The organism is Domibacillus sp. PGB-M46, from assembly GCF_022668875.1.
Lineage (GTDB): Bacteria > Bacillota > Bacilli > Bacillales > Domibacillaceae > Domibacillus.
Map to the genome: position 1 here is coordinate 1 of NZ_JAKGCR010000019.1, position 14,614 is coordinate 14,614.

Here is a 14,614-nt window from a genome sequence, read left to right on the forward strand (position 1 = left end):
GTCACTTGGATGGATTTTAAACCGAAAGGCTTTAAAATGAAGGTTCTTTGTTTCATCTGTTTTGGTTTTCATCATTTCCCCCACCCCTGAACGTTTGTTCTATACCTAATTATACCATTTTGGCAATAGAGCGTTCAAGGAAAAAGAATGACTGAAAGAGCAGCGATTCATCCCCCACTTAGCAAGCTTGAAGTGGGGGTGTTCTCGCCGAAGATGATAAACTTACAGACTTTCCGAGCGGGAAAGCCCACTTCTTAAGGGGTGGGCTGAAAGTAAGATTGAACCGGGCATGTCTTCGAACATATCAAAGGTTCGATTTTTTTCTTTTAAACATGCTTTTGATTATCCATCAAACACCGGTTTGGTACGATGAATCCATAATCAAAATATTGAAAAGAATTCTGGGAGGTGGAAAATGTCTATAAGGGCTATGAGTTTCGTTTGTATCCCACACCGGGACAGGCCGTGTTAATCAATAAAACATATCTGTTATAAACAATGTGCCTTGGTTTTCTATTATTTTAATCCCTGAACCATACGAAAAGCCCACTTTTTTGTGATTTTATTATGATGGAATAGATTCTTTGGTTCACTTCTTGGTTTCATTGCAAATGAAACGACACAATGTAGCTGCTCCGGGTCAATAAGCCGAGATTCTCTTTTTCTTTTAATAAAGTCAAATGATAGTTTTCTCAAAGTTGTGCCTCCATCTGATTTTCTAAAATAAAAGATTAATAATTTCCAAACAGACCTACTTTAATGATAATGCTGTAGCTTTCTTATTCCTCCATAATACAGTCTTCAGTTACAAGATACCCGTGAAAAAAGTCAGATCAATATGCTTTTTGTTCGACAAATTTTGCAAATCCCTTTTTAGTTAACGATTTATGCATTCAATCTATTAATAGACAAATTTGTGTAAGGAGAATAATGAAAACATAGTAAGCGGAAGTATACCTAACCAAAAGTGTACCTGATCAAATATATACTTTTGGTTAGGTGCACTTTTGTTATTTTGGAGATCTACGCACGCCATATTAAAGAAAGAAGAAACTTATCATACTTAGGCAGTACACAGGCTACAGGGCAGCAAAGCTGGCTATGTTTCAGTTTATAGAAGACCGGTTTAACCGAAACTGAACCCATACATCGGCTATTGAACACCACAAGCTATTGAGGCCTAGGCCTCAAGTTCAGCTTAAGGCTTAACTGTTTTATGTCCAAATTATTAGTTCAAATTCGTTAAATAGCCTCTTCTAACTTCTACTTAATCAGGCACGTATCTCCTCTTTCATCAAATGCATGCTTAAAATCAAACGCAAAAGGGGTAGGCCCATGCTGAATAAAATAGCTGTATCTCTTGAACGCCTCCTCCCACGAGACATCCTTCAGCTTTTCTGTCCACCATACTACATATGAAAGGTGTTTCTCCTGATAAGGCTCCATCCATTTGCTCCTATCTCTCAACGCGTCTCTATGCTGGCCCGAATAAGTGAAACGATATAAGGATTGTAAGTTTTTCCATACCGTCAGTGTAACAATAGGAAAACCATCTCCCTGTAGGGCCTCTTCAGGCAACGGGATTCCATCAGATGAAAAAGCCTCCACAAGCTGCCCTGATCTAGTTGCCTGACGAAAGACTTTATTTCCAACTTCGAAAAAATCACGGGAGGAAGGGTGGTCATAAGGATGTTGCAGCCTGCCAACGGTATAGATAGAAACTAAAGCCATTAATAGCCCTCCCTATATAGTTTTTACTTATTTGTATTCCAGTAAGATGGGATCTCATAACTAATTCTTTTCAAGCAATAGTTAGGGCTATGAATAAGCAAAAGGAAGAGGACTAGCCATTTCTTTGTTAAGAGATCCTTGAAACTGGGGCGCATCAAGGAGTGGGAAGCCTATACATCCCTTTGCTTGGGTCATGTATCCTCTTAAATGAGGATCGAACTCAAAAGAATTCGTGCTAACTTGCTTCATTAACGGTATGTCTAAACTTTTTAGACAATATGATATGAGTCTGAAATCGGTAGATTAGTTAACGTTAACGATAGCCTTTCGTTTAGTCGAAAACAATTTAAAGTAATTTAAATATTCCGAATAATGACCCCCTAAACCAGAAAATTCTCCCCTTTTGCCAAAATAAGAAGTTATGTAATATTTGTTTGTAAGCGCATTCAATAGATACCTCTAGCACTAAAAGCGTTCTTCACAAAATCTCACATTTCTTCTAGATCCTACTCTCAAATTTTATTTACTAACAGCTCCAAAGCAAAGCCTTGCTGTACTTTTTTCTTTAAGATACAACACAGTAATGTACTGTTTTGTAAATAAGCTTATTGAAAAAAAGGAGGAAAAGTAACCGTTATACACGGAAGCAATGAAAATAGGGGGAGGAAATGATGAAAAGTAAAAGAGAGAAAGTTAAACTGCTGCCTGTTGTTATGTCCCTTCTTGTAGCCTCTGGCACGATGGCTAACGGTGACGCTTCGGCAAGTGCTGCTGAAACGAACAAGCCAGTATATGCAACCAATCTTGAAGTGGACAGTATGCCAACTCCACTTGGAATAGATGTGGAAAAACCCGTTTTTAGCTGGCAAATGAATATGCCTAAGGGGAAACGCGGCTATTCACAAACCGCTTATCAAATCGTGGTAAAAGATGAAAATGGCAAGATTGTTTGGGACTCCGAAAAGGTGAAAAGTGACAGTTCCGCAGGTATTATGTATAAAGGAAAAGAATTACAGGCAACTACAAAATACAGTTGGGCTGTTACGGTATGGGATCAAAACGGAAAAGCTTCAACTGAAACATCCTGGTTTGAAACAGGGTTAATGAATCCCGATTCGGACCTTTCTGCCTGGGATGGAGCAGAATGGATTGGCGGAGACAATGACGACCTGGTCTTGCATTCTCAATCCCTTAACGTTTTTAAAATTAATTATTCACTCCAGCTGGATCAAGCAACGAAGACCAATAAAGCTAGTTTTATTCTCGGGGCAAACGACCCGCGTTTGATGGACAAAAATAAAAACATTTATGGAATTGAAAATGGCAAGAATGAAAGCTACATGAAGTTTGAGCTGGATGTAACAAAGGTCGATGGAAGTACAAATGGGTTAGCAAAGCTAAATGTTTATCGAGCCGGTTATAAGCAAGGCGACTCATCAACCATTCCCCTTAAATCCTATAATGTACCTTTAACGCTTATTAATAATGAAAACAAATACGAAAAACATGATTTTCATCTTTGGGGGAATTCCGGGGTATTTACTGTGTATGTAGATGGGACAGGGGCTGCAAACAGAATTGCACAAAATGATAACTTGAATCCCATCGGCTCAGGGGGCAATTACATCAGCTTTCCGATGGTGGGCGATATAGGCTTCTCGGTAGAAGCCAACCAGAAAGCTTCATATAAAAATGTAGAAGTTAAAAATCACCGCGCGCCTTCAAACACATTATTTACCGAGGATTTAGCGCCGGCAGAGTACACAGGGATTTACCGGGAGGCTGTTGCAAGTGGAAATTCCGGTCTCAGTATAGAAGATCATTCTTATGTACTTGAGGGAGATATGGATGGAGCATTCGTGGTTGCTGATCCAAGCAGAAACTCTATGCCAATGCTTCGAACAGAATTTACTACTCAAAAGAAAAAAATTGAAAGCGCTCGCGTTTATGCAACGGCTCGCGGTATTTATGAGCTGTACCTTAACGGAAAAAGAGTTGGTAACGATTACTTCAATCCTGGATTAACCCAATACAATAAAAACCACATGTATCAAACATATGATGTTACCGATATGCTCAAGTCAAATAAGACCAACGCGTTCGGTGCTATGTTAGGAGAAGGCTGGTGGAGCGGAGCCATCACGTTTAACACATCGAACTGGAACTTCTTTGGAGACCGCCAATCTCTGCTTGCTAAACTTGTCATCACGTACTCTGATGGAACAGAAGAGGTTATAACCACAAATCCAGATTGGAAATACAATGATGACGGTCCAATTCAATACAGCAGCTTTTTCCAAGGGGAAGCATACGATGCTACGAAGGAATCGGAAATTCAGGGATGGACTACTTCCGAATTTAATGACGCCGATTGGGAAGAAGCAGATGCAGTACCCCTTAACAAAACAACAACCGCCGGAAATCTTGATTACAAAGATATGAAATTAACTGGTCAGGTAGGGGAAAATGCGACCGTTGTTGACACACTGACCGCGGTGGATGTGAAAGAGGTTCGCCCTGGTGTGTTTGTTTATGATATGGGACAAAACATGGTGGGCGTGCCAAAAATCACTTTGGCAGATGGCAAAGAAGGCCAGAAAATCACGATGAGGTTCGCGGAAGTGTTATATCCGGACCTTCCGGAATCTGGCGATAACGTCGGGATGATCATGCAGGAAAACCTGCGTGCGGCACTGGTTCAAGATACGTATACTGCTAAGGAAGGCAAACAAGTCATTGAACCCCATTTTACCTTCCACGGCTACCGTTACGTTGAAATTACAGGAATTGATGAGGCACTGCCTTTAAAAGCTGTACAAGGAAACGTTATTAGTTCAGTAAAGGATTTAAGCTCTAGCTATGAGACTTCAAATGAGTCAGTGAATAAGCTTTGGGAAAATATCACCTGGTCCATGAGAGGAAACTTCCTTTCTATCCCCACAGACACCCCGGCGAGAAATGAACGCATGGGCTGGAATGGAGATATTTCCGTTTTCGCACGTACATCCACTTATTTAAGCGATGTGAACCAATTTATGAGACGCCATAATCTGGCGAATCGTGACATGCAAGCTGAAAGCGGGCGTTATGCAGACGTTGCCCCTGTTGGAAATGGATTTGGCGGAATTCTCTGGGGCAGTGCGGGATTAACGGTGCCTTGGGAAACGTACCAGCAATATGGGGATCTATCCATTTTAGAAGAGCACTATGACTCCATGAAGAAATACATGAGTTACTTAGATACAAGAGTGAGTCCAACAACAGGTTTAATAAACGAAGGCCCGCTGGGGGATTGGCTGAGCCCAGAGAACAACAAAACAGAGAACACGCTATTATGGTCTGCTTATCATGCATACGACTTAGAGATTATGGCGAAAGCTGCGGAAGCACTGGGTCGTCAAGCTGAAGCTGACACCTACTGGGAAAAATACGAAGAACGAAAAGCACTGTTCAACACAAAATTTGTCGATCCTGAAACGAAAAAGACGATAAAATCCACTGGTGCATTATCTGACAGTCAAGCCTCTTATGCTGTGCCGCTGGCACTTGGCATTTTCAACGAAGAGAATACGCCATATGCTGCTGCCCATTTAGCTGAAGCTGTTAAGAGAGAAAATGTGGACGATACTGGAGGAACTCGTCCGTCGTATTCACTTATGACAGGGTTTATTGGCACTGCAGCTATTAGCAAAGCTTTATCAGACAACGGTTATAGTGACGTTGCATACCGCTTATTACAGCAAACATCATACCCGTCTTGGCTATATTCCGTTGAAAACGGAGCAACTACTATTTGGGAAAGGCTTAATTCTTATACGGTTGAAAATGGGTTTGGCGGCAACAACAGCATGAACTCCTTTAACCATTATTCATTCGGAGCGGTTGGAGCATGGATGTACAACTATTCGTTAGGAATTGAACGGGATCCTGAATCTCCTGGATTTAAACATTTTATTCTCCAGCCGACTCCTGATCCGGATGGTGTCATGACTTGGGCGGAGGGACACTATGATTCCGTGTACGGCAGAATTAACAGCGCCTGGAGTGTTGAAGGCGATACACTTACGTACAAAGCAACAGTTCCAGCAAATACAACAGCAACTGTTTATATTCCTACCAATGATGTAAGTTCAATTAAGGAAGGAAAAAAACCAATTCAGGAAGTGAGCGGAATCGAATTTGTTGAATCTAAAGATGGCAAGGCCGTTTATAAACTACATTCCGGCAGTTACGAGTTCACATCCAGCTTAAGCAAATCAAAAACTAAATAAAATCGCTATAAAGGAGAAGGCTTTTTATAGCCTTTTCCTTTTTTAGTTTGTACAGCATTAATACAACCTTCACCAGTTTATTAAAGCAGTAGAGCGGTAAATGCCTGGAGTGAAAACCACTTGTTTCCGATTTTATCTTTCTGTTTACTCAGCCAAACTGTGTGAATGTAATAGAATAGTGGTCTTTATATTTTTTACCTTAGGGTAGCGGGCTTCTTTTTTGTAGAATTTATCAAACGCTTTTCCCAGCCTGTCCAGTGTTTCCTGAGGGGACTGAGAAAGATATAGATGGTGTTTCTTAGACAGGATTAACAGGGCACTGAGATCAGATTTCGTCATGTTTTTCTTGTTCTAATGGTATTTTTCTTTAGCCTCCTTAAGCAATTATCTTTTAAAATAAGAAATATAGGGCTGAAAGGAGCTAATATCATTGAAAGAGCAATCAAATAACCACAACCTCGCTTTAATTGATGAAAACAGCGTATTTTGGTGGAAAGCGATCGTAGAGTCAATCAATGATGGAGTTCTAGTTATTGATCATGATGGGTATGTGCGGATGATTAATCCCGAATATACACGCATTACCGGTGTTACACCTGACATCATCGGAAAACCGCTGACGGAGTATCGTCCTGGTTCCCAGCTTCCAAAGACATTAAAAGACCGCCAGTGCCGTGTGGGGGTCTACCGAAAAACAGAAGACCGGGAGTACGTAGTAGATATGGCCCCAATTATTGTTAATGAACAGGTAATTGGCGCTGTATCTGTCTGCAAAAGCTTGACGGAGGTTCATAAATTGTCACTGGAGCTCCAAAAACAAAACGAGAAAGTGCGGCAGCTCGAAAAACAGATGAATGCTCTTTACAAAGTGAAATACACTTTTGATGACATTATCGGAAAAGATGGCGGGCTGAAGGATGTTGTATACGTGGCAAAACGAGTGTCTGACTCGAACCTGCCCATTTTAATTACCGGTGAAAGCGGAACAGGAAAAGAGTTATTTGCACAGGCGATTCATCATAATAGCTTTCGAGGCAATAAACCTTTTATTCCAGTAAATTGTGCGTCTATACCACCTTCTTTGTTGGAAAGTGAGCTGTTTGGTTATGGAGAAGGGGCCTTCACAAATGCGAAAAAAGGAGGCAAAGTTGGTTTGTTTGAAATGGCGGATCAAGGTACACTCTTTTTGGATGAAATTGGTGATATGCCTTATGATCTCCAAGCCAAATTGCTCAGAGTGCTACAAGAGAGTAAGGTCCGTAGAGTAGGAGAAACAGAAGAGCGAAATATCAATGTGAGGATTATTGCAGCTACGCACCAGGATTTGCAACAGCTAGTAAATAAAAACCGATTTCGTGATGATTTATTCTATAGACTTAATGTTATATGTTTACATATAGCGCCACTTCGGGAGCGGAGAGAAGATATCCCCGAACTTATTCATTCATTGCTTTATTCATCACGAACGCTTGCAGTTACAAACCGTTCCGCCTACACGATTGATAAACAAACTTTAGAATTTATGCGATCATATGACTGGCCTGGCAATGTCCGAGAATTAAAAAATGTCATTGACTATGCAACGTGTATAACGGAAGGAACAGAAATTAAATTACACCATTTACCAAGTGTGATAACGAAGCATGAGATGCACCGCTTAGATTCCATGCCAAAACCGAGAGGCCAAACATTAAAAGACATAACGGAAGAAGCAGAATTAAAATATATCAAAGAAGTCTTAGGGAAATTCGGGGATGATATGGAAGGGAGAAAAAAGGCAGCAAAATCCTTAGGGATATCTTTGGCCACTTTATACAATAAAATGAAAAAATACCGTGTCCATCAGTAATGAATTTCTAATTTGTTAGAAAAACGTCGGTATATTTCTAATAAATTAGAAAACCTTCGAGAACGATTCATGCAGAGGCATAAAACTCTGCTATGAAAAATGAATGGCTGTTTTTTTCTAAAAATTTAGAAATTAATCCTTTCAAAAAAGAAAGCGCTAACAAACAAAGTGCTTTCTTTTTTATTTATCAATTGTCTCTTAATGAACACTGTACATATTGATTTGTCAGTAATCTAACAGGAAAAACGTCGCAATGAATGAGCTTTCAGCCATTAATTAAAGACAGCTTTTTCATTTTTGGCACGATCTTTGCAAAGTTAAAGTATGTAAAAGAATTTTTGGAAAAAGAAAAAAAGAACCTTTAACAAATCGAGGGGGGAGTATATGTTAGCTGTTTTAGGGTTTTTGACTATTGGCGTTTTTCTTTACCTCATTATGACAAAGCGTTTGTCGGTTTTAATCGCTTTAGTGTTAGTGCCAATTGTCTTCGCTTTGATTGGCGGCTTTGGTTTAGAAATAGGAGCCATGATGCTGGAGGGTATTGAAAAAGTTGCCCCTACGGGGATTATGGTGGCTTTCGCCGTTTTATATTTTGGTTTGATGATGGATGCCGGTTTATTTGATCCAATGGTGTCTAAAATGCTTCTTATCGTAAAAGGTGACCCCTTGAAAGTGGTGATCGGCACGGCTGTTATCACGATGCTTGTAGCTCTGGATGGTGACGGTGCTTCTACTTTTATGATCACGGTATCTGCTTTGCTGCCTCTTTATAAGAGACTGAAGATGAACCCTCTCATTTTGTCAGGTGTAGTTGCTCTGGGCGCTGGTGTTATGAACCTTGCACCATGGGGCGGGCCAACAGCTAGAGCAATGGCCACATTAGATGTGAATTCTGCCCAATTATTTAATCCCGTTCTCCCTGCTATGCTTGTAGGTGTTCTATGGGTGTTGTTTTCAGCCTATGTGCTGGGAAAAAGAGAGAGGAACAGGTTGGGAATAATCAAAATAGATGAAAAAGACAACAAAGTATTTGAAGAGTTGGCAGCAACGACTGCCGCAGACTTTAAGCGTCCTAAACTTTTCTGGTTTAACCTTGTTTTAACCGTACTCCTTCTTATCGCATTAATCAAAGTATGGCTGCCGCTTCCTACTTTATTTATTATTGCTTTTGCCATTGCTTTATTGGTTAATTATCCGAACCATAAACAGCAGATGGAACGCATCACCAGCCACGCAAACAGCGTTGTGATGGTTTCTACAATGATTTTTGCGGCAGGAATTTTCACGGGTATTCTGACCGGCACAAAAATGATTGATGAAATGGCACTCTCAATGGTTTCTATTATTCCTGAATCGATGGCTGGCTACCTGCCATTATTGGTAGCGGTTACAAGCATGCCGCTTAGTTTAGTTTTTACACCGGATGCTTATTATTTTGGCGTTTTACCTGTTATTAGCCAAACTGCTTCTGCTTTTGGCGTAGATCCTATTGAAATTGGCCGGGCGGCTATATTAGGCCAGATGACAACCGGCTTCCCATTAAGTCCATTAACGGCTTCCACATTTATTCTAATAGGGATGGCAGGAGTCGATTTAGGGGACCATCAGCGTTTTATTTTTAAATGGGCGTTTGGAACAACAATTGTCATGACTATCATAGCCCTTCTAACAGGCGCTATTACTATTTGAGGTGAGTATATTGATTAGAATCGGTTCAGGTGCGGGATTTTCAGGTGATCGGTTGGAACCAGCACTAATCCTTGCTGAAAAAGGAAACTTAGATTATTTAGTATTAGAATGTTTGGCTGAACGGACAATTGCACTGGCACAAAAACGGAAAAAAGAAAATTCTTCGTTAGGCTATGATCCGCTGCTTGAAAAGCGGATGGAGTTATTGCTTCCAGCACTCCTTCAAAATGGTGTGCGGTTAATTACAAATATGGGAGCAGCCAACCCTGTCGGCGGCGCCCAAAAAGTAGTTGAAATTGCCCGTAGATTAGGCCTTTCTGTTAAAGTGGCGGCTGTGACAGGGGATGATGTATTGGCATTTCTGGATACCGATGCCCCTGCTACAGAAACGGGTAAGCCTCTAAACTCACACGGCCGTGTTTTATCTGCCAATGCCTATCTCGGTGTGGAAGCGATTTTGCCTGCGCTAGAAAAAGAAGCGGATATCATTCTAACAGGCCGTGTGGCAGACCCATCCTTATTTTTAGCTCCAATGATACACCACTTCGGCTGGTCGGCTGATGATACCGATTTGCTTGCACGGGGAACCATTATCGGGCACCTTTTGGAATGTGGCGGACAAATTGCAGGCGGTTATTATGCAGACCCGGGCAAAAAAGAAGTGCCAAACTTAGCAAACTTAGGATTTCCATACGCCGAAATAAAAGCAGACGGTTCCGCCATTATTACAAAAATTCCAGATACGGGCGGGGTCATTAATTTGATGACCGCAAAAGAACAGCTTTTATACGAAGTGATAAATCCACACGAATACATTACTCCTGATGTAATAGCGGATTTTACATCAGCAAGGCTTCGTGAGGTAGGGCCGGACCAAGTAGAAGTCACAGGGGGGAAAGGAAAAGAGCGCCCAAAAACATTAAAAGTAAGCGTGGGTTACCACGCAGGCTTTATCGGAGAAGGCGAAATTTCCTATGCCGGTTCAAATGCTTTGGGCCGCGCACAGCTGGCCGGAGAAATAATGAGAAAGAGGCTTGAGGAAAGTTTTGATGAATTGCGGATTGATTACATCGGTGTTTCATCGACCCATCGGAACACCTTTGGAGAATGGAACAAACCTTATGAAGTTCGGCTTAGAGTTGCCGCAAAAGCCGATAGCCTGGGCGAAGCTGCCAAAATCGGTGAAGAGGTTGAATCACTGTATACAAATGGACCAGCTGGAGGAGGGGGAGCAAGAAAGTATACACATGAAGTGGTGGGCATTGTTTCGTCTTTAATTCCCCGTGAAGAAATCGGAGTGAGTGTTGTAGTAAAGGAGAGTGGACTGGTTGAAGAGAAAACTGTATGAACTGGCTCACAGCCGTGCCGGCGACAAAGGAAATATTTTAATGCTCTCACTTATTCCATACCAGGAAAAGGATTATTCCCTGTTATGCAAAGAAGTGACGGCAGAGAAAGTAAAACAACATTTAAAAGACATTGTTGATGGTGAAATTATCCGGTATGAAGTTTCAAATATTGCAGCTCTTCAATTTGTTTGTCACCAGGCGCTGCTTGGAGGAGTCACGACATCACTCGGTATGGATACGCATGGGAAAAGTTTAAGCTTTGCTTTATTGGAGATGGAAATAGAGGTAAAAGAAGCCGTGATAGGAGGGAAATAAGAGAATGGGAAAATTCATAAACGGTATATTGCTGGTGGTGCTTATTTTATCCTTATCTACTGTGCCATCTCTTGCAAAAAATCATCATATTAACGGAAAAGTGGCTGAACCGACGGCTTCTTCCCCACCCGGTAGCTACTATAGAGAACAAAAAGTAGCCTTGAATTCGGCATCACCGGGAGCAAAGATTTACTACACAACAGATGGAAGCATTCCGACAGCTGAAAGCACATTGTATACAGCAGCCATCCCTGTCAATAAAGATGTGACAATTAAAGCTATCGCCATAAGAGGTAATGAAAAAAGTAAAGGGCCAGCTGCAAAGAATGAGAAACAGCAGAGCAATGTCGCTGAGTTTACTTATACGTTTGAAACAAGAAGTTCTATTGCTGCAAAATTTTTAGGGTTCACTTATAAATCGATGCCGTACCGTCTTTATGTACCTGAAAATTATGATCCAGCTAAATCCTATCCACTTGTTTTATTCTTACATGGGGGTGGAGAACGCGGAATGGATAATCAGAAGCAGTTGATGGGCAGTGATGGTGCCATTATTTGGGCGGCGCCTGAAAATCAAGCCAAACATCCAGCTTTTGTTCTGGCTCCCCAATCACGCAATGTTCCTGACGGCGGGTTCACGGTGACAAGAGATGCTGATAATAATGTTAATTTGAGCAGAGTATTTGAAGTATCGGAGGATCTTAAAACGGCATACGAAGTATTACAGCATGTGAGAGGAGAATACAATATTGATTCAAACCGGCTTTATTCTACAGGATTATCACAAGGAGGGTTTGGGACATTCAATATGAATATGGAACACCCTGATCTATTTGCAGCGATGGTTCCGATCGCGGGAGGAGCTGATCCAGCTAAGGCTCATCTAATCGATCACAAGCCGATCTGGGCATTTCATGCAGAAGATGATTCAGTTATACCTGTTTCATATTCAAGAAATATTATAAATGCTATTGAAAACGCGGGAGGAAAGCCAATATATACAGAATACGGGACAGAAATGAATTATGACCATGCATCCTGGGTACCCGCTTATGAAAATGAGGAAATGATAGAGTGGGTATTTCAGCAAGTAAAAACTTTTCATAATTAAAAGGACTCCGCATTAAAACAAATCCTGGTATTAAATGCCGATTATCAATACAACATCATAATATTATCTTTCATTCAGGAATGAATAGATAGAAAAACAGGTGTCATTGTCTGATAACTAAAAAAAGACGCCTGTTTTAGTCTCGGGGCATATTTTTAAACAAAAAAGCCGCCCGGTTTTCGGAAAATGGCGGCGCGCCGGGTAGACGGCCCTCAACATTTTCACTGTAAGGCATACGATAAAATCATAAGACGATAGGGATTGTCTATGCCGGCCCTCCAGCGTCCTAGCCGATAGGCAGGGCCGCTTTTTTTATAGGCATTTTTATACTTTTATGATTTATCTTCTGGTCATAGCGGATAAGAAAGTAATATTGGTAACCCACCACTTCCTAATATTCAACTCACTCATGTACATAACTAACCCTACTCTTTGCTTTGGATCTTCCACGGCCTTTTTTATACGTAATATGTGGCGCCAATCGCGGTGTTATGCCTTTGTGTTTATCATTCTGCAGAGCGGGTAACGTTAGAAATATGTTCCACATTAACCCCCTGACGTTTTTTATTGCTGCGGCGTTCACCGCAGCCTTTTTTATTTATGTAACTTGGTTTATATTAGCGCAGAAGTGGGTAAACACTATCATGTGGCACACACCCGCCACATTCTCCTGGACTCTACATACTTCACACTGTTGCCGCGGAATTGCTTCTGCGGCTTTTTTTTGCGTTATTACAGACGACTTTCCAACAAGCCTACTTACCAAAACTCAATTGTCTCAATGACGCAAATCATCTTATGTTGCATTTAAATAGGTAGAATTAAAGCTCAGTTAAAGAGCAATGTTGATTTTCCTATTGAGGGGCCGTTAGGAAAGCGCGGGTTTACAGCGTTAAGGCTTTTAATACAAGCTTTATGAGACGCTATAACAGTTATTTCTTATGGAAATAAGCCTGTGTTTTAATAGCCTTTACTCTATCAAAATTGTGAAGTGATACACTTAAGCTAACGGGTGCTTAAGTTGAAGAAAGGAGGTTGCTGCGGCACCTCTTTTTCTTATTGTGCTAACCGGCAGTTTTGTTGAAGAAGAGTTAAACAGTTTTGAGAGTTAATTTGGAAACAAATTAATTGAAACATTATTTGTTCGGGAAGCGTATAAAGAGGAAATGGGGGGATTAACACAAGTAATAGATTCAAGAGTTTAAGATTCTGGCTGTCGTGATATTGTGCTAACGTGCGGGTTAGTTGAAATAAGAATTATAAGATATTCCATTCAATTGTTATAGGAAGTGAAAAAGTGTTCTTTTATTATTTTATGCTCATACTTGGCACTTGGTTAGTAATAGTCGCATTATTTGCTTTTATTATTATGTATCGTGATAAAGCTTATCCATTATTAAAAGTAGGTAAAAGCTTTGGGGTTTTTTCAATGGGTGTTTTAATTTTAGCGTTTACTCTCCCAAGCCTAAAATATGTTGTGCTAAAGGAATATGATGTTGTCAGCGGGAAATGTGTCATCGAAATAGATTCAACAGGTCGTTCTTCTACAGCAGACTTTAAAATGTTCGATACAGACGAAATATTTATTTTCAATGATATCCCTAAACTTGAAGCTTACGGGAGGTCAATCCCTTATCATTGTGAGGTGACAGTTACAAAAGATCATATGTTTGAAATGGATTATAAAATATATGATGTCGAAACACGAAAGTTAATATTAACAAGTGAATAGCATGTTTTTCAACTAACGAGGGTGTTAATGGAAAAAGTGGAACATACAGTTCATTCTGAATGCAACAAAAATGTATGATATGTTCTCCTTTAAGTAGACAATTGTAAGAAAGTAACGCTACTATTTACTTGAAGGGGATTTTTGTATGGGGAGAAAAAGAAACTTATTCTGTAAAAGTTAAACCGTGTCTGTCCATTTCAATGGAATAGCCAGGTATTGACCTAGGTGTGTAGGTCCCCGTCCCCTTCCATATAGCTGGAAGTATCATCTACCTCGGCACAATGAAGTACCAGTCCTCTGAATCTTTACGCATAAGCCGATCTTCTACATAAGTACACTTTTACGCAGAATTTACTTTGAGCACCAATCTGTCAGAGGAATTTAGTTTGATTATTGATGGATTCTTTAAAAACTTTATTTATGAATATCCGGCCTGTTTGATGACAGTCTTTTTTTGTGTGGGGTAATGTGTAAACTTATAAGTTTTTTACACTATTTTTTTGGATGCTGTATTATCAAGGTTGTCATTTTAAGCGTTATTTTGCATTGTAAGTAAAATATAAAAAA

At 40.4% G+C, this 14,614-nt stretch carries 9 protein-coding genes; 8 read left to right on the forward strand and 1 reads right to left on the reverse strand.

The features are described from left to right. Positions 1 to 408 precede the first annotated feature (408 nt). Entirely contained in the window at positions 409 to 495 is an 87-nt protein-coding gene (locus L2D08_RS24550) for a helix-turn-helix domain-containing protein (protein WP_375337612.1), read from the forward strand. 768 nt (positions 496 to 1,263) lie between these two features. Here the strand turns inward: L2D08_RS24550 and L2D08_RS17485 are convergent. After that, a complete protein-coding gene (locus tag L2D08_RS17485; RefSeq protein WP_242235664.1) occupies positions 1,264 to 1,731 on the reverse strand; it encodes a DUF3291 domain-containing protein in 468 nt (155 codons plus the stop codon). 671 nt (positions 1,732 to 2,402) lie between these two features. On the opposite strand from L2D08_RS17485, the gene L2D08_RS17490 reads away from it, so the two are divergent. From L2D08_RS17490 to L2D08_RS17520, 7 genes are all read left to right on the forward strand, one after another. After that, positions 2,403 to 6,002, forward strand: a complete 3,600-nt coding sequence (locus L2D08_RS17490; protein ID WP_242235666.1) for a family 78 glycoside hydrolase catalytic domain — start codon at positions 2,403 to 2,405, stop codon at positions 6,000 to 6,002. 430 nt (positions 6,003 to 6,432) lie between these two features. Then, positions 6,433 to 7,851: a sigma-54 interaction domain-containing protein gene (locus tag L2D08_RS17495; protein WP_242235667.1), complete on the forward strand. Its 1,419-nt coding sequence runs from the start codon at positions 6,433 to 6,435 to the stop codon at positions 7,849 to 7,851. 384 nt (positions 7,852 to 8,235) lie between these two features. After that, the gene (locus L2D08_RS17500) at positions 8,236 to 9,540 is read left to right on the forward strand and encodes a CitMHS family transporter (protein WP_242235669.1); all 1,305 of its coding nucleotides are present in this window, start codon (positions 8,236 to 8,238) and stop codon (positions 9,538 to 9,540) included. 1 nt (position 9,541) lies between these two features. Continuing rightward, entirely contained in the window at positions 9,542 to 10,888 is a 1,347-nt protein-coding gene (locus L2D08_RS17505) for an acyclic terpene utilization AtuA family protein (protein ID WP_309241404.1), read from the forward strand. Next, positions 10,869 to 11,204, forward strand: a complete 336-nt coding sequence (locus L2D08_RS17510) for an AtuA-related protein (RefSeq protein ID WP_255822019.1) — start codon at positions 10,869 to 10,871, stop codon at positions 11,202 to 11,204. The genes L2D08_RS17505 and L2D08_RS17510 overlap by 20 nt, the downstream gene beginning before the upstream one ends. Positions 11,205 to 11,208: 4 nt before the next feature. Further along, complete coding sequence (locus tag L2D08_RS17515) at positions 11,209 to 12,315, forward strand: chitobiase/beta-hexosaminidase C-terminal domain-containing protein (RefSeq protein ID WP_242235673.1); 1,107 nt, start codon at positions 11,209 to 11,211, stop codon at positions 12,313 to 12,315. A gap of 1,297 nt (positions 12,316 to 13,612) precedes the next feature. Further along, positions 13,613 to 14,047 (forward strand): hypothetical protein, encoded by a 435-nt coding sequence (locus tag L2D08_RS17520; protein ID WP_242235675.1) that lies wholly within the window; start codon positions 13,613 to 13,615, stop codon positions 14,045 to 14,047. Positions 14,048 to 14,614: the final 567 nt, after the last annotated feature.